Source organism: Paenibacillus sp. MY03 (assembly GCF_002165585.1).
GTDB lineage: Bacteria > Bacillota > Bacilli > Paenibacillales > Paenibacillaceae > Pristimantibacillus > Pristimantibacillus agaridevorans.
This window is the reverse complement of the sequence record NZ_MXQD01000047.1, coordinates 43612-61854: the sequence shown is the minus strand read 5'-3', so window position 1 is coordinate 61854 and position 18243 is coordinate 43612. Positions and strand designations below refer to the sequence as shown.

The following is an 18243-nucleotide window of genomic DNA, read 5'->3' as shown; positions in this document are numbered from 1 at the left end:
AAATTTTGTCGAATTATAGGTGAAATTAGCGGATAACTCTACATTAAACATTAACCCGCATCGGAGGCCGCAAGTGACTAATCCCTCATCTAATCATCCCGGACAAGGGCTGTACATTCCGCTGCTTTGCCTAATAACGGCACTAGCCATTTTGAGCGAATGGGGCAAATTTCAATTCATATATGGCATTATCTTCACATTTACCAGTCTGTTCACCCTGCTTTCCTTGCGCATGTTCGGCCTGGGGAGAGGCATAATCGTCGCCGCTATCGCTTACGGCATCGGCTCTATTTGGCTGGGACAACCCTTCATCAACCTTCTAGGCATCCTCGAGGTTGTCATAGTCGGCCTCCTGTTGCAGCGTTATCCGGGACGATTATTCGCAATGGATGCCGTTTACTGGTTTATTCTTGGCATCCCGCTAACCTATGCTTTCTACGCGCATGAATATGCCGGGGGCTTTGATAATATTCGCCTATTCGTTGGTATTGTCGTGATTAATGGATTGTTCAACGCTCTGTTCGCCGAGATTATTCATCAATATTCGCCCAAGCATCGACTTCTCGGATTTCTCGATTCTGGCCGCAAGCCAAGCACATTCAGCCAGATCCTTCTCCACTTTGCGTTTGGCATCGTGATGATCTCTTTCCTGCTCAATATGATGGTCAACACTGTCAGTTCCTTCAAGGAAGTTGGCATGAACGTGCAAGTTCGGGCCAAACAAACCATCTACGCGCTCACGAAGGAATGGGAACACGCTTCTTCCGATATCCCTTGGATCGAACAGCGTACGGAGCAGTTGCAAGCCGCTATGGACCGCTATTCGTCAAGCTTCTTCACTATCAGTCTGGTCGATAGCAAAGGGACCGTTATCGCTTCCAACGTCCATTCGCTGCTCGGAAAAAGTCGAATACCCGAGAGTAACCGCACCTATGTGCGAATCTCGGACAAGCTTAAGTTTTCCGAGCATACTCCCCGAATCCACAGTCTGGTCGCGACCACATGGGGCGATGAGCACTTTCTTTACGAGGAAGCGCTGCTTGATGGCTCCGGCCGTTTCCTGATCGAAGTGCAGCTCAGCAGCTACCAGAACTATTTGTATGACAAATATGAGGCTCATCTTCTATTTCTGGCCATAGCCGGCCTCGCCGCCGCCTTGTTCTCACTGTTTATCCAAAGGTCAATCTCCGGCAGCCTGCAGCGGCTCGCCGGGGCGACTACCAATCTGCCGCTTAAGCTGAAGGAGCATCATGAGCCCGAATGGCCTCGGAGCAACATCTTGGAGATCCATTCGCTCATTTCGAACTTCAAGCATATGGCGAGCAACCTGCGCCACTTGTTCACCGAGACGCAGATGAGCAACGAGAGGCTGCAAGCGCAGGCGGAGCTGCTGCAGCAATCCGAAGAGCGGCTCCATCAGCTCGCCTACTACGATGTATTGACGGGACTGCCGAACCGCTTGCATTTCACTAAGCATCTGCAGGAATTAATCGATCTCGAACACGCGACCGGCAGCGGCCTTCGGATCGGAGTGTTTTTCGCCGATATTAACCGATTCAAGCAGATCAACGATACGCTCGGCCATTCTGCCGGCGACGAGCTGCTAAAGCTTGTGGCGCATCGATTTATGAATTACCCCGGCAAAAAATGCGACGTCTTCCGCCTCGGCGGCGATGAATTCGTGTTTATCTACGCCTACAAGCACGAAGCCGAGCTTGAGCTAGGGGCCCGCGCCATCTGCAGCTCCTTCGACGAACCATTTGTTATTGAAGGGAAACCGCTGTTCGTAAAGATCAGCGTCGGCATCAGCAAGTATCCCGAGGACGGCGCCGATATGGACACCGTAATCCGCAACGCGGATATTGCCATGTACCATGCCAAAGAAGAGGGCAACGGCTATTACCGATTCTTCAAGCCAAGTCTCGCGCCGCTAGTCGAAGAGAAAATGCAGATCGACAACGGATTGTACAAGGCGCTCAAGGAGGAGCAGTTCTCTCTCCACTACCAGCCAAAGATAAACGCGGCAACCGGCGAGCTATGCGGCATCGAAGCGCTCATCCGTTGGAGCCATCCCGAGCTTGGCATGGTTCCTCCAGACAAATTTATTCCGCTTGCGGAGGAATCCGGCTTTATCCTTGAGATCGACAACTGGGTATTCCGGGAAGCATGCCGGCAGAACAAAGAATGGCAGGATGCGGGGCTTAAGAAGATCAGCGTATCGGTTAATATTTCCGCCCGCCACTTCTTTCAGGGCAACCTCAAAGAAATGGTGGAGCGCGGCCTTGCGGATACAGGACTGGATCCGCATTATGTCAGCCTGGAAATTACGGAAGGCGTATTCATGCGAAATATGGAGCAGGTCATCGAGACGATTTTGTATTTGCGCGGGCGGGGGATCCAGATCTCCATTGACGACTTCGGCACGGGTTACTCCTCGCTGAATCAGCTCCAGCGTCTGCCGATCTCCGACGTTAAGCTGGACCGATCGTTCATACGCGGCATTACAAGCGACGAAAAGAAGTCCTCCATCGTCAAAGCGATTATCGATCTCGTGCACAGCATGAACATGAAAGTCGTCGCGGAAGGCGTCGAGACGGCAGACGAGTCGCAATTTTGCAAGGACCTTCGCTGCGACGAGCTGCAAGGGTATTTGTTCAGCCGTCCGCTTCCCGCGGAGCAACTGAAGGAACTGTTGAAGTAGAGGGGGCGACCATGCGCTCCCTCGTATTGCTGCAGGATAACGTCGATTGCCCGGCTGTCATTCCCTCAAAAACGGCATATAAATCACTAAATTAGCCGATGGGCAGGGACGCCCCGCCATGGTACACTATTGGCATTGAAGCAGAATCAGGTACTGGGGGAGTACGATACGATGACATATCGGGTAGCACTTGCAGGATGCGGCGGAATTGCGGGAAAACACTTGGACGCGTTAAAGCATATGAACGAAACGGGCGGCAGGGTCGAAGCCGTTGCCGCTGCGGACTTGGACAACGGCCGCCTGCAGGCCGCGTCGGAGCGTTACGGTTCCTTACTCAAGCATTACGCGGATTACAAAGAAATGATAAAAACCGAGCGGCCGGACGTCGTCATTATAACTCTGCCGCATTATTTGCATGCGGAAGCGGCTTGCTTCGCCGCGCAGGAGGGCTGCCATGTTCTCCTGGAGAAACCAATGGCGCTGAATGCCGAGGAATGCCGCCGAATTATGGAGCAGGCGCAGCTAAGCTGCGTTACGATCCTGGTCGGGCATACGCAGCGTTACTTGGCCCATAACCTCCATGCCCGCCGCTTGATTCGGGAGGGCGGTCTGGGACAGCTGTTCATGGTGCACGACGTGAGACATGCCGATTATTTCGCCGAGAGCCGGCCAGACTGGTTTCTCCGCAAATCCTTGTCGGGAGGCGGCGTGGCGTTTAATCTCGGTTCGCACTCCGTAGACAAGCTCGTCTGGCTGGCAGACAGTCCCGTTGCCTCGGTCACGGCCAACATGACCTACCATGGAAATCGGGGCGACGTGGAAGGAAGCCTCATGGCGTACCTGCGGCTCCAGAACGGCGTCACGGCCACAGTCGTACAGTCCGGATACAAGGGAGCCTCCGCCAACTATACGGAGCTGCTGTTCACAAACGGTTCGTTGAGGCTGGAGACGGGACAAGCCCTTTACAAAAGTAATGGAGGCGTCTACGAGCTTTTGGAAACGCCTTCGGATTCCGAGCCGTTTATCCTTCAGTTGGAGGATTTGTTGTCCACTATCGAAACAGGCGCTTCCCTCTCCTGCACGGTGGAGGAGGCTGCGCATATCGTTGAGGTGCTTGAGGGCATATACCGCTCCCACCGGAGCGGACAAGAGGAGCGAATTGGGAATACTGCCGCAAGGACGCCGATATCGGGGGCGGAGGCGTTCGCGACCATCCCTCCGGCTCGCCTGTCGATTCACGGCGCCTGGTCGGATGCCCGTGATGGCGGAGAGCTCGCTGTACTGCACTACCATTGGCTGCCCGATCAACATGGACCAAAGGCTCGCGCCAGCCTGTCCTACACGGAGGATGAGCTGCAGATCTGCCTGCGAGCATACGAGCGTGATCCGCTCGTGCGCTATAGAAGCCAGAACGATCCGGTCTACACGGACAGCTGCCTGGAGTTTTTCTTGCAGCCGTCTCCCGATACGGACGATCGTTTCTTGAACCTGGAGTTAAACGCCGCGGGAACGATACTGGCCGGCTTCGGCAAGGATCGGCATGACCGTGTCTATCTGGCCCCCGACGAGGTGCCGCCCCTGCATATCCGCGCGGAGACAAACCTGCGCGACCCGATTACCGGCGAGTGGTATTGGAGCGTCAGCATGCGCTTGCCCATGTCCTGGCTTACAAGCTTGGTCCCGAGCTTCCGGCCAGTTTCCGGAGCGAGGATGCGCGGCAACTTTTACAAATGCGGCGACGAAACCGCACAGCCCCATTACGGCAGCTGGTCCCGCGTCCGTTCGGACACACCCGATTTCCATCGCAGCGAGGACTTTGGCTGGCTCATATTGGGCTGAAGGCATACACCGGCCTCGGCTTCGGCTTCAGCTTCGGAGCGGAGCAGTTATGAGCAGTTACGCTAGATTGCGTGGCATCCCCCCTCGCTTGGGCCAACCTATGCCAATCCTTGCATAAGCAGCACAATTAGGGGCTGTCCCAAAAGCCGATTTGTGATTTTCGAGCTCTTGTGAAGTTTGTTTTTTTCAAAAAAAGGACCTCATTCCCGACTTTACAGGGAATTCGAGGTCCTTTTGCGTATAAACTGGAACGTGCCTAATTGACTCCGTTAATCCTCCATATTCATGCCTATCTCCCGATAGATTGTACGTTCCAGGTAATCGTGCAGGTAAAATCGCGACAATACGAAATGCGCGGCCATGTCCGCGGGCTGGTAACGCTCCAGCACGGCCTGCATTCTCGGCCTGACATCCTCGCGGTCCCGCCTGTTGCGCTGATAATTGTTCAGCAGCGAGCGCCGTTCGGCTGCATCGCCGGGAAATAGCTCCCAGCGGTAGACGTACTTGTGAATCGCCCGCGACCGATCCGTCGCCGTCTCGTAATCGCGCATGACCGCGATCAGCTCCGCGTAGTCCCGGTTCAGCCGTACTTCGTCAAGCAGCTTCGGGATCATATCGTAATAGTCCTCAAGCCTGTAGTTGCCCAGCTTCGTATGGCCGGCGGAAGGCTCGATGCCGTGGAACGCATGGAGGAACCGATCGATAAACGTCTCAGAAACGCCGCCGCTTCTGTTCCAGAACAAATCGGCGTGCAGCAGCATGGGATACCACGTCGTCTCGAACACGCCGTACGGCACCCCAAGGCTGAACGGTCCGGTCCAGTTGGTCGCGACCACACAATCGAAGTCGAGCTTTTCCGCCGTCCCGGCCCATTGCAGCAGATTATCGGTCCGATTTCCGATCACGGGGTAATTCTGGTGCTCCGCCCAATCGAAGCTGCGGACGGCCGGCGCGCCCATAACCCCGACGCCCAGCTTGCGGAACTTATCGGCGATCGCTGAGACTTCCGCCTCGATGTTGCGGCCGTTGTAGATCCAGATCATCGCAATGCCGCGACGGTCCAGCTTCCGCAGTTCTTCTTCGGGACACTTGGCCAGCATGTCGTGCCAGAAGATCGGAATGCGGCCGCGGTCCGCCGCGAACGCGATCAATCGGTTCAGGAAAGCGATGAACGCCCGCTCGCGCACGCCTTCAAAGCGCTCTCGACAGGTCTCGCATTCGCATAGGCTGTAAACCTCGTCGCAGCCGAGATGAATATAACGGGAATCCGGATGACGATCCATCATCTCCCCGAGCAGACCCGTCACCAGCTCGTACGATTCCTCCCGGGACGGGCACAGCTCCCCAATCGATTGCTCCGTTTCGCGCAGATGCTTATAGCGGTCGTGGCGCAGCACGTATTCGAGATGGCCGAAGCACTGCTGCAGCGGAATAATCTCGATATAATGCTCCTCCGCCTCCCGCTTCAACTCCTCGAACCAGGCTCTGCTTAATGCGTGTTTCGGATGCACCAAATGCGGATAAGTCTCGAACGGGAATTTATCCTCATATTCGATCAAAACCGCGTTGATCTTAAAGCGGGCGAATTCCGCTAAATAGGAGACGAGACGCTCCGGCTTGGAATACGTCTGCCTCAGATCATAATTCATGCAACGAATCGCCGTGTCCGGCCAATCCTCGATGAGCGCGGAAGGGACAGGATTGCCCTGCTCCATCATCTGGCGGAATGTCTGAAGCCCGTAATACAAATGGGGAGCATCCGCCGCCCGGATAATGGCGCCGTCCACGCCTATTCGCAGGGAGTAGCCCTCTTTCCTCTCGGATGCCGCCCCTTCCTCCTTGTCGGTATCCAAGGCGCAGGGCGTGTTCCCTCCTGCGCGGGAGATCCGGACCCTATAGCCTGGAGCCCCCGTTTCTACGGTAACAGCCGCACCGGGCAGCAAGCGTCGGCAATGCCTCTCCAGGCGAAGGTCTTCTTGCTCCATCGACAGCTCGACGAGGAGCGGGCCCTCGCATGAAAAACCCGCCTCCCCTTTGTATTCCAATCTCTTCACTTGAGGTAGTAACGATATCATGCCAGGTCTCCTCCAATGCGGCCTTCTATGCCGGCCCTGGCGCAATCCGTCTGCACGACAGGGCCGGCGTCGTTCACCTTATTTCAGCTCCACGCCTTGAACGCGATCGTAAGCGATTCGATAAGTCTCCAGCAGCTTGTCGACGCCGAGGTTCTTAATCTCCTCCACATACTTATCCCACTCTTCCAGGCTTCTGGAGCCCGTAATAAACTTCGCGAGACTCTCATCGCGGTGCTTCTTGATCGCCTGTCCCGTCAGCGAGATAATTTCGTTTTCGCTCTCCGTAAAGGCCGGACGAGGCTGCATCGCCGGAAGGTCGTATTTGGCCGCTTCCGTATAGGCCTTCTGCAGATCCTCCGAGAACAACGACAGATGCGCATCGTAATCGATCCACGTATACGTTCCGCTCGTCTGCAGCCCTGTCGCCTTGCGCATTTCGGTAACGTCCGTAAATTCCGGCTTGAACTTGTTCGCTCCGCCTTCCTTATCGAACGTTTCACCCTCGACACCCCAGCTCGTGAGCGTGCGTCCTTCCTCGGAATAGAAGAAGTCCATGTACTGCATGACGCTCTCGATATTTTTTGATGTCGACGCTACGGTCAGGCCGCCCTCCATGTAGTGGAAGTACGGATTCTGCTGCTTGCCTCCCGGCAATCCTGCCGGCGGCGCCATAAATTGCATGTTGAACTCCGGATTCTCCTTCTGCATGGCATTGTTAAAGAAGTCAACGCGGCTGATGTAGTCGATCGTCACGAACGCTTGGCCGGTCGACATCATGTCCTGCCACTGCTTCGTCTGCAGAGAGAGGAAGTCCGGCGGAATGAGTCCCTCGTCGTAGAACTTTTTCCACATGCCAACCATTGCTTTGTAGTTGTCCTCTACCGGACCGTAACGCCACTCCTTGGCTTCAAAATCGAAGTACGCGCCTTCGCCCGTCTCGAAGTTAACCGTCATATTCGTATTCATCTCATCCGGGATTTGGCCGTAGCGGATCGACAACGGGTAGCTGTCCGGGTACTTGGCTTTCAGCGTCTTAAGCGACTCGTAGAGCTCGTCGTATGTCTTCGGAGCCGCCAAGCCTTCCTTCGCGAATACATCCTCGCGGTACAGCCAGATCATGCGATTCGTTTCGCCGAATCCTTGGTTCGGGAACATGTACATCTTTCCGTCGTGGGATAAAGCGGCTTTTGCTTCCTCCGGATATTGCTCAATCCATTTCTTTAGATTCGGCATCCCGTCGACATATTGCATAATGTCCACGAGCGCTCCGTCCTGCCCGAATTTATTGGACTCGCGGCGGTTCGGCATATACATCAAGTCGGGCATTGTCTTGGATGCAACTACGAGGTTTAGCGATTCGCCCAGTTTGCCGGAAGGCGTCTGCACGTTGAGCGTCACTCCGGTTTTCTCCTTGAGCCACTTCCAGATCGGCCAATCTTCCGAATACGGGAACGTTGCGTTGTTGTCGAGCAGCGCGGTAAATGTCTTGTCAACCGGCGCGGACTGGCCCCCGTCTGCCGTAGCGGACGGTTGTGAGCTTGCGTTGCCTCCCGTGGCGCCGTTGCCGTTATTGCTGCCGTTGCTCGAGCATGCGACGAGCGACGAAGCCGCTAAAAATGCGGAAAGTACGAGAGCAAACGATTTTTTCATAGTACCAACTCCCCTTAAATAATGGTTGATAGATTGCGAATGCCAAGCGCGGGTTCCCCCGCGCCTTGCCAGCCGGAGCAAAGGAACGTCAGCCTTTGACCGCCCCGATCATGGCCCCCTTGACGAAATACTTCTGAATAAAAGGATACACGATGAGAATCGGAAGCGTCGAAACCATAATGGTCGCGTACTTTAACGATTCCTCAACGATTTGATTATCACCTCCAATTCGAGTTACGTCTCCCGAGCTGACACTGCCGGCCAGGACCAGGTTCCGCAGGAGCACCTGCAGAGGGAATAGATCCGGCGTACGCAAGTACAGGAGCGGGTAGATGAAATTATTCCACAAGCCCACCGCGTAGAAAAGGGCGATTGTAGCGAAGGAAGCCTTGGACAACGGAACAATAATGCGCAGGAAGATGCCTAGGTCATTAAGGCCGTCCATGCGGCCCGACTCCTCCAGTTCCTTGGGAATGCCGGAGAAGAAGGTCCGCATCAAAATCAGGTTCCAGGTGCTGACGGCTCCCGGAATAACCATGCCCCACAACGTATCGACGAAGCCCAGCGAACGAACGACGAGAAATGTCGGGATCATGCCGCCTCCGAAAAACATCGTGAACACGATCATCATCATAAGCCCTTTGCGAAACGCCATATTCGTGCGCGACAGCGAGTAGGCGCCCATCGAGGTGACGATCAGCGCGATGGTTGTGCCAACCGCCGTATAAACAACCGTATTTTTGATGGCGTTCCACATCTTGGGGTCGCCAAGCACGATCTCGTACATGTTGAAATTCAAGCCTTTGGGCAAAATCGTTACTTCGTTTCTCATCACGTACGCGTCGCCGCTCAAGGAGACCGCAAGCATGTGGAGGAACGGATATAACGTCACGACGACGACAAGCAGCAGCACGGCCGTGCTGACGACATGAAATAAACTTAATCGCTCCAGCTTCATTTTCGTTCTCCCCTCGCTACCATAAGCTCGTCTCGCTGACGCGGCGGCTTACGAAGTTGGCCGTATAGATGAAGATCAGGCTGATGATGCCCATAAACAAGTCTATCGCGGCGCCATAACTGAAGTTGCCCTGCTCCATGCCGATCCGGTACACGTAAGTGCTGATAATGTCGGCCGTCTCGTAGATGGCTGGATTCTGCAGAAGAAATACCTTCTCGAAGCCGATCTCGAGCACCGAACCGATATTCAGGATGAGCGTGATAACGATCGCAAACGAGATGCCCGGCAGCGTGACGTGCCACAGCTTGCGCATACGGCTCGCGCCGTCGATGCTGGCCGCCTCGTAGAGCTGCGGATCAACGGCGGTAAGCGCGGCCAGATAAATAATCGTCTCCCAGCCGATATGCTGCCAAATCTCCGACAGCACGTAGATCCACCGGAACATCCCCGGCTCGTTCATGAAGTTGATCGGCTCGAAACCAAGCGCCGTTATCAATTCATTGATCAGACCGCCCGTCGGCGACAGAAACATGATGACCATGCTCGCGACGATGACGTTGGAGATGAAGTGAGGCAGATAGCTGACCGTCTGCACGAACCGCTTGAACGCCGCCTTCCGCACCTCATTAAGGAGAAGCGCGAGTATGATCGGAGCAGGAAACCCTAATGCCAGATTCATGATCCCGAGCAGGAACGTGTTTTTCATTAGCAGCAGGAAGTCTGGATTTTCCAGAAACATCCGATAATACTTGAAGCCAACCCAATCGCTCGCCCATACGCCCCTGAACAGATTATAATTTTTGAACGTAATCACGAGCCCGAACATCGGCGCGTAACGGAAGACGAGATAATAAATGAGGCAAGGCAGGAACATCAACCACAAATATTTGTTGTTCCGCCACAAGCGCCTCAGCTTGCCCGGCCGACGCCGGTTCAGCACAAGAGCTTCCTCCATGCCGGACGTAACACTCGTATGAGCCATACACATTTCTCCTCGACTTTTGATGAATGTAACGCTATCTGACACAAGCGTCGTGGACCTTGTGATTGAAGTATACTTCCCGTCGACAGATGAAATAAATCCTCACATTAGGCTTGAAATCACCATTCCATCGAATATCGGAAGAGATGAGTATAAATGATGAAAAGTGCATATTGTCCGCTTTAGCTCAGAACCAGTATGATAGAACTTATTAAAGCGGGTACCCGCTCTTATCCCTTCGTCGCAATGCCCGGCATCCGCGGCAATCCAGCTAAGGAATGCATGCAATAGAGGATAGATCCGCAAATCTGCATAGTCCGCCGTTGCCAGGAGGTGCGTTAAAAGATGACCCTATTGTTCAAGCTCAAGCAAGGTTTTGCATCCAATTCGCTGCTCGTCAAGCTGATGATCAGCTTCCTCAGCGTCATCTTGGTGCTCGCTGCCTTTAACGCGTTCTCCTTCCTTTATTTGCGCAACAAACTTTATGACGAGATCGTCCGTTACAACGAGCTCGGCATCAAGCAGACGGTGGAGAGCTACGAAAACCACTTTCGTTTGACCCAAAATATGATTCTTTCGCTCACCCAATCCGATCGCTGGATCGCCAACATCGGCATTTTGAGCGATGTATCCAACAATCGCCGCTACGACAAGGTCAACGAGGTCAAGAGCGACCTCTTTGAGCTGTACAGCAACCCGTTCCTTCATTTCGACAACTTCATTCTCTACTTCAAGGAAGGCGGCTACGTCCTCGAGAAGGAGGGCACAAGCAGCATGGAGGATATGTTCGGAAGCTATTATGCCAGCGAAGCTTACCCGCCGGAATTTTGGAGCTCCTTCGCCGCCGACAACTACTTCATGCGGATCTTGCCGGCGGCCGTCTTTACGGAACGGTCCATGAACAACGTCCGCTCGCTCGGGCTGCAGCTGCCCGTCGTTATCAAAGCCGCGCCGTACAAGGAAGTGTACTGCATCATCATGATGAATCCTCGCAAGCTCAATACGGCATATGCGAACACGGGAGAGCCCTTCTACATCCTGGACGAGGAAGGCCGGACGCTGTACGCTTCTCATCCTTTCGTTGAGGTGCGCAGTCCCGCTTCCTACGAGAAGGGCAAGCGCCACGAACGCAGCGGAGGGCATTATTACTTCTATGAGCAAGGCGCGGATACCGGCTTCACCTACGTGCGTGTCGCGCCGATCGAGAGCATTATGTCGGAGATGATGAAGCTGAACATCCTTCTCGTGACGCTCCTCGCCGCGGCCGTGCTCGTCAGCGTTTTCGGCTCAGCGCTGTTCAGCCTCAGGCTGAACCATCCGCTCAAACGCATTATCGCCACGCTCGAGCGCAAGCAGACGATGCCCGTGCCCGCCAGTTCGGTCAAGGAATTCGCGATTATCAGCGACCGGATGAGCAGTATCATGAACGCCAACGAACGGATTCAGGAGGACCTCGATAAAAAAAATTCGCTGGTTCGCCAATACGCGTATACGAACAAAGTCAAGAACATTCCGATGAACCTGAACCTTACCGAGCTCGAGGACGCGGTTCAACTGAACGAGCCTTACGCGGCCGTCCTGTATGAAATCGGGTTTACGAACACGGATTCCGAATACGATCAGGAGATCCAGCTGCTCCGTAAGCTCGTCCACGGACTGTTCGCCGGACTCGGCGAGGAGCCCGTCACGCTGCAGATCGAGCACAACCAGCTGATGTCTCTGCTGTTCCAACCGGGCTCCATCCAGGAAATCCACCGCGTGCTGAATCTGCTGAAGGAGCTGCTGCAGGTCGAAGACTATCTTTGCCTGACGATCGCCGTCAGCCCGATCTACCCGGAGGATATGCCGATTACGCTCGCGTACGAGCAGCTGTTGCAGTTGTTGAAGGAGAAGAGGCTGACGGGGGAAACCCAAATCATCGCCGAACCTCGTTCCCCGGGCACGCGAGCCCTTCCTCTAAAGGTCACGCAGCGCGAGGAACTGCAGTCCCGGCTTCTGTCCGGGAGCGAGGATGTCGTATTCGAGTGGGTGGAGCGCCATCTGGAGCAGCTCACGAAAAAGGATGCCCCCGCAGCGGACTTCCTGTCCTATGCGCGAGGGGTGGCGGAGCAGGTCGAGAAGGCGCTGGCAAAGCTTAACGTGCCCGAGTCCGCTTTCGACGGCAAGCTGCACGATTACGATGCCCTCGGCCGGTTCTACTCCGCCGATCAGTATAGGCAGTGGTTCCGCGAGCTTATCCGCCCCGCCATGTTCGCCATCCGGGCGAGGACGGAGACGAAAGACCCCATCACGAGCTTCGTTACGGATTATTTGAACAGTCATCTCCGAGAGGATATCAATCTTGATCTCGTGGCCGATAAGCTAAACATAACGCCCGGCTACCTCTCCAGCTACTTCAAGGAGAAGACGGGCACGAACTTTAGCGATTACCTGAACGATCTGCGGATCGGACGCGCCAAGGAGCTTCTCCTGAATCTGGAGCTGCGTATCCAGGATGTGGCGTCCGAAGTCGGGTACCATAACGTCAATTCGTTTATCCGCATGTTCAAGAGATATTCCGGCATTACGCCGGGGGAATACCGTAAGCGGAACATCTGAGCTCCGTGCCGGCAATCAGCAATCAGCTTTTAGAGATCATGGATCAAATAAACATGAGCCGCCAGCAAAGCGAAGAAGCGCCCTCAGGAATCAACGGATTCTGAGGGCGCTTCTTGGCGCGTTGGCATGCAGTTGTACACCTATACTAGCAGCTTCCTAAGCCGGCTGAGCCGCCCCGCCCTGCTGCAGCTGATACATCGCGTAATATTTGCCGCGATGCTCCATGAGTGCGTCATGGTTGCCTCGTTCTACGATAACGCCGCGGTCAAGCACCAGGATTTGATCCGCTTGGCGGATCGTCGACAGCCGGTGCGCGATGACAAACGTCGTGCGGCCCTTCTTCAGAACATCAAGCGCTGCCTGAATGATGGCCTCCGTCTCCGTGTCGATGCTCGCCGTCGCTTCGTCCAGGATGAGAATCGCCGGGTCGTAGGCCAGCGCCCGCGCGAAGGAGATGAGCTGGCGCTGTCCGGCGGAGAGCGTCGCCCCCTTCTCGATAACCGGCGCGTCTATACCCCCCGGCAGACTCATGAACATCTCGTACGCGCCGACGTCCTTGAGCGCCTGCACGATCTGCTCCCGGCTGATGGCCGGATTGTCCAGGCTGACGTTCGAGGCGATCGTTCCCGTAAACAGGAACGGATCCTGCAGCACGATGCCCATATGCTGGCGAAGCATTTGCTTCGGAATGTCGCGTACATCCTTGCCATCGACGACAATTCGTCCCTGGTTCGTGTCGTAAAACCGGAACAGCAGGTTCAGGATGGAGCTTTTGCCCGAGCCCGTGTGACCGACCAGCGCCACCGTCTCGCCCTGGCGGGCGTGGAAGGAGATGCCCTTTAGCACATAGTCGTCCTTCTTGTAGGCGAACGTGACGTTGTCGAACTCGACGTCGCCCTTGTACCGCTCCATCTTGCCCGACGTTACGTCGATTCCTTCTTCGTCCATCAGCTTGAACACGCGCTCCGCCGAGACTCGTGCCGTCTCCAGATTGGACAGCTGGTTGACGATGCCGACGATCGGCGCGAACATCCGGTTCATATAGTCGACGTAAGCGTACAGTACCCCGACAGTGACCAGAGTGCCAAGCGTACCGCCCCAGAACATCCAGATGACGATGAGGAACAGCACGTTCCTTACGACGTTGACGAGGTTGTGGGACGTGATGGAGTTGAGGCTGAGCAACTTGTTCTGGTACTTGAAGTAGTAGTTGTTCAGCTCCTCGAATTCCTTTGTCGTCTCCTTCTGGCGCCGGAACGCCTGAATGATCGTCATCCCTTGGATGGACTCGTTGATCATCGCATTGATCTCGCTGAGCTTCGTCCGGATAATGCGGTTATATTTGGCCGCGAACTTGCGGTAGACGATAATCCACACGATCAAAATCGGCACGAGCGGCAGCGTGATAAGCGCCAAACGCGTATCCAGCAGGAACAGCGCCCCGAAGATGCCCACCATGTAGATCGTCCCCGTGAAGAAGTTCGCAAGAACCCCCACGTACAACTCCCGAATGGCCTCCGTATCGTTCGTAACCCGAGAGACGACCTGGCCTGCGGCCAAATTGTCATAGTATTGCACCGGCAGACGCTGCGTGTGCGCGAACACGTCGCCGCGCATTTGACGCACGATACGATTCGCGGACGTCTGCAGCAGGAGACGCTGGCCATAAGCGAACAGCGCAACCAGAATAAGCAGGCCGAAATACATCGCGGCGAGCCGAAGCAATCCCGGCACCTCCGGCTTGTAGAAGGCGAACAGCTCCCCATTGGTCAGCTTCTGCACCGGATACTGGGCGGAAGCGCCCGTATCGGGATCGGTAACGGTCATGAGGCCGCCGTCTACTTTCTTGGCGCCGTTTTGCGTCAGCTCCCCATCGAGGAAATAATAGCTCCGACCAACTTGCAGGACGCGCACTTCCTTGCCGGCTGCCGCCGCTCCGGCCGCTTGCCCCTGCGACTCGCCGCCGGTTTCTCCGCCGTCCGACACGAGGCGATCTTGCCTTACATACCACTTGCCCCTATATTCCACGGCGTAAGCCCGCTCGCCCTGCACCTCGTGCCAAGGCTTCTCGATGCCGAGAATGTTCTGGTCGATCATCCGCTTCGCGATCAGCGGTCCCGTCAGCTCGGCGCATACGGCCAGTACAAGCAGCAGCATCGCCAACAGAATCGGCTTCTTATATAACATGGCGTATTGAAACAACCTCTTGCCCGTTGGTGTGCCCATCGTTGTTCACGCCTCCCATCTCTTCGTTAAATTTAATTCTCGATCGTCGCTTCCAACTGCTGACGATCGTATTGCTCCTTGTACCAGCCGCCGCGCTCCAGCAGCTTCTCATGCGTGCCTTCCTCTACGATCCGTCCGTCGTCCATGACGATAATCCAGTCCGCATGCTGCACGGCCGACAGCCGGTGCGTCGTAATAAGCGTAGTCTTGCCAGCGCGTTCCGTCCGAATGCCCTCGATAATCTCGGCTTCCGTCTTCGCGTCAACCGCCGATAAGGCGTCATCCAGCATCAGAATGTCAGGATCCGCGATCAAGGCGCGGGCAATGCTGACCCGCTGCTTCTGCCCCCCGGACAAGGCGACGCCCTTCTCGCCGACCATCGTATCCAGCCCCTCCGGCAAAAATGCGATATCCTTCGCGAACGAAGCTCGCTCCAGCGCCCGCTGAAGCTCCTCCTCCGTCGCGCCCGAGCGCCCGAAGAAGATGTTTTCTCTAATCGTCTTCGAAAACAGAATCGGCTGCTGCGGCACGTAGCCGATCCAGCCAAGCACTTTGTCTTTCGATAATCCTTCGATTGGCTCGCCGGACAGCCTGAGCGCCCCTTTGCCTACGGGGTACTCGCGAAGCAACTGCTTCAGCAGCGTCGTCTTGCCGCTGCCCGTACGTCCCACGATGCCGAGCGTCTGTCCTTGCTTCAACTCGATTGCAACGCCCGACAAGTTGTCGGTCTCGGACGACGGATATTTGAACGTCACGCGGTCGAACTCGATCTCCGTCGGCTCGCTTACCTCGGCAAGCTCCGAAGCGTCTTTTACGTCCGGCTTGTAGCCGAGCGTTTCGTTGACCCGGTCGAGCGAAGCATTGCCGCGCTGCATAATGTTGATCAGCTCTCCTATGGCGAACATCGGCCAGATCAGCATTCCCAGGAAGATATTAAAAGAAACCAGCTCTCCCAGCGTAATTTCGTTCTGGAATACGAGGAAACCGCCATAGCAGAGACCGATCAGGTAGCTTGTGCCGACCAGCATCTTCATCGTCGGCTCAAAAAGCGCGTCGATGCGGGCTACGGCGATGTTTTTCCCCAGTACCTCGTCGGTTTTGGCGCCGAAGCGGGCTTCGCTTGCTTCCTCCTGCACGAAGGCACGGATGACGCGAACGCCTGATACGGATTCCAGTACGCTGTCGTTCAGCTCGCCGAACGCGTCCTGCGCATCCGTGAACCGCTCATGAATTTTTTTCCCGTAGTAGGACATCGCGATCGCCATTAGCGGCAGCGGCAGCAACGCCGCCAAGGTCAGCTTCAGGCTGATTCCCGCCGCCATTACGATCAGAATCGTGATCATGAACAAGGTAGAGTCGACGAGCGTCAGAATGCCGAAGCCCGCCGTCGTCGCTACCGCGCCAAGGTCGTTCGTCGAGCGCGCCATCAGGTCGCCCGTCCGGTTGCGTTCGTAGAACGTCGGCGTCATTTTGAGAAAATGTCCGATCAGGCTGGAACGCAGCATCCGCTCCAGCACGAAGGCGCCGCCGAACAGCTTGTAATGCCACACATAAGTAATCAGATACCCGACAACCGTCAGCCCGATCCACAAGTACATGATGCGGTTGAACTCCGGCGTCCCAAGCGTGCTCTGGCTGATGCCGTCCACGATGTAGCCGAGCAGCCATGGCGGGATAATGTCGATAATGCCCGTCAGCACGAGCAGCGTGATCGACAGCGTGTATCGCTTCCAGCTTAGCTTGAAAAACCAGCCCAATTTCGTTAATACGCTGAACATTGTTAACCTCACACCTTCCGTTCGAACCTCTTGAATATAAAAAAAGCATGCCGCCGTAAGCGACACGCTTCCTCGTCCAAGGGAGTCCGCACCCGCATAGCGGGTGCGCGAAAGCTCCTATCGACGCAGAAAAGGCGCATAGTTACGGCAACGTAACCACACGCCTTCGATCCAGGGGGAACCCCTATGTATCAAAGAGACAACGCGCGCGAGTAGATTACGTCCATGAAATATAGCTGATGCAAATGCGCATCATGATGGATGGCGTTAAAACGTCCATTGTTATCCATAGCCCGTAATCCCCTCTCCCGTTATCTTCCGTTCGTATAGTCGGTTCACTCAAGCACGCTATGCCTCCCAGACATCAGCCGTTGCTTGAATCCACTTTGTCACTTTAACATCGGAAGAAAACACTGTCAATTGTAATCTTCGCTAAAATTATTTTTTACCGAATTGGCGATCGGAAAGGCCGAGGGCAGAGGTTTGCTCAAATTATAGGAACATCTAAGCTTCCTCTATACTTGACCTATAATGCACGGAAACGTTACGAACCCCTCCGCCATAGGACGGCGTAGCCGTTCGCCTTGCCGCATAGGAAAGCATCCGTTTCGAGTCGCTGCAGGGCTTGAAATAGGAGACACTTTAGAAACGTGTAATCAAGGAGTCCAAGGGCTCTGACCGCGACGGCTTGTTTACGACGCTCTCAGATGCAGATTAGTTTTGCGTAGTTTACGCCGATGTAACGGCTACGAGAGCTGGGCACGAATTGGAGGCGCTGATGATGCTGCTGGTGATGGTGCTGGTGCTGGGTGCGGGTGCTGGTGCTGGTGCTGGGTGCTGGTGCTGGTGCTGGTGCTGGTGCTGGTGCTGGTGCTGGTGCTGGTGCTGGGTGCTGGGTGCTGGGTGCTTTTGATGGTGCGGACTCTTGGGTATTTTCACAAACGGTACAACAATTGTGCAAAAATACACAATTTAGATGAGGTAAGAGAAATTTATTCGTACATTTGTACATATATACACAAATTTCAGTTCAGAGAGGTCCCGAACGACGATGTGAAGCGAGAATTTGTGTATTTTTGTACAATTCGCTATGCAGGGATCCTGTTTGATTGAAAAATTGGGGATAAATGCACAAATATGCAGAGAGGTCGATGATCGAGCCATGCTATGTGCAAAACCGGCAACGAGATTTTCTCCGGGAGATGACGAACCTTAAAAGTATGTTCTCGTATAGGAAGCTTTTTGCCATACTTGTTCTATATCCGGACGGATGGGTAGTGGGGACATTCAAGAGTTCGTAGATGGGACGCAACTGGCTGGGACAGTGATCCATAAATGCAGATAGGTGGGCAATGAGGAGTGTTTTCGAGTAAAATCCGCATCATCTTGTTCATGATACGCAAAAGTGTCCCCTTGAATATCCTGAAAGAGATTGT

The 18243-nt window shown here is 55.0% G+C and carries 11 protein-coding genes; 4 read left to right on the top strand and 7 right to left on the bottom strand.

The features are described 5' to 3' along the window. The first annotated feature begins 73 nt into the window (after window positions 1-73). Both B1748_RS28570 and B1748_RS28565 read left to right on the top strand, forming a co-directional pair. Complete coding sequence (locus B1748_RS28570) at window positions 74-2701, top strand: putative bifunctional diguanylate cyclase/phosphodiesterase (protein WP_087571366.1); 2628 nt, start codon at window positions 74-76, stop codon at window positions 2699-2701. A gap of 171 nt (window positions 2702-2872) precedes the next feature. Continuing rightward, window positions 2873-4540: a carbohydrate-binding family 9-like protein gene (locus B1748_RS28565; RefSeq protein WP_087571365.1), complete on the top strand. Its 1668-nt coding sequence runs from the start codon at window positions 2873-2875 to the stop codon at window positions 4538-4540. A gap of 269 nt (window positions 4541-4809) precedes the next feature. Here B1748_RS28565 and B1748_RS28560 read toward each other — a convergent pair whose 3' ends face one another. The 4 genes from B1748_RS28560 to B1748_RS28545 form a co-directional block, all read right to left on the bottom strand. Next, window positions 4810-6615, bottom strand: a complete 1806-nt coding sequence (locus B1748_RS28560) for a glycoside hydrolase family 20 zincin-like fold domain-containing protein (protein ID WP_087571364.1) — start codon at window positions 6613-6615, stop codon at window positions 4810-4812. A 78-nt stretch (window positions 6616-6693) separates the two neighbouring features. Next, complete coding sequence (locus B1748_RS28555; RefSeq protein WP_087571363.1) at window positions 6694-8265, bottom strand: extracellular solute-binding protein; 1572 nt, start codon at window positions 8263-8265, stop codon at window positions 6694-6696. 88 nt (window positions 8266-8353) lie between these two features. Beyond that, window positions 8354-9223 carry a carbohydrate ABC transporter permease gene (locus tag B1748_RS28550; protein ID WP_087571362.1) on the bottom strand — a complete coding sequence of 290 codons (870 nt, stop codon included), beginning with the start codon at window positions 9221-9223 and terminating at the stop codon, window positions 8354-8356. Window positions 9224-9239: 16 nt separating this feature from the next. Beyond that, window positions 9240-10097 carry an ABC transporter permease gene (locus tag B1748_RS28545; RefSeq protein ID WP_256975992.1) on the bottom strand — a complete coding sequence of 286 codons (858 nt, stop codon included), beginning with the start codon at window positions 10095-10097 and terminating at the stop codon, window positions 9240-9242. A 453-nt stretch (window positions 10098-10550) separates the two neighbouring features. Here B1748_RS28545 and B1748_RS28540 point away from each other — a divergent pair, with 453 nt between their 5' ends. After that, a complete protein-coding gene (locus B1748_RS28540) occupies window positions 10551-12803 on the top strand; it encodes a helix-turn-helix transcriptional regulator (RefSeq protein WP_087571361.1) in 2253 nt (750 codons plus the stop codon). 156 nt (window positions 12804-12959) lie between these two features. Here the strand turns inward: B1748_RS28540 and B1748_RS28535 are convergent, their stop codons facing one another. From B1748_RS28535 to B1748_RS37670, 3 genes are all read right to left on the bottom strand, one after another. Continuing rightward, a complete protein-coding gene (locus B1748_RS28535; protein ID WP_087571360.1) occupies window positions 12960-15029 on the bottom strand; it encodes an ABC transporter ATP-binding protein in 2070 nt (689 codons plus the stop codon). 32 nt (window positions 15030-15061) lie between these two features. Continuing rightward, on the bottom strand, window positions 15062-16807 hold the full coding sequence (locus tag B1748_RS28530; RefSeq protein ID WP_087571359.1) for an ABC transporter ATP-binding protein: 1746 nt from the start codon (window positions 16805-16807) through the stop codon (window positions 15062-15064). A 217-nt stretch (window positions 16808-17024) separates the two neighbouring features. Next, entirely contained in the window at window positions 17025-17150 is a 126-nt protein-coding gene (locus tag B1748_RS37670; protein ID WP_256975987.1) for a hypothetical protein, read from the bottom strand. Between the two features lie 491 nt (window positions 17151-17641). On the opposite strand from B1748_RS37670, the gene B1748_RS37050 reads away from it, so the two are divergent. Then, window positions 17642-17920: a hypothetical protein gene (locus tag B1748_RS37050; protein ID WP_179215880.1), complete on the top strand. Its 279-nt coding sequence runs from the start codon at window positions 17642-17644 to the stop codon at window positions 17918-17920. Window positions 17921-18243 lie beyond the last annotated feature (323 nt).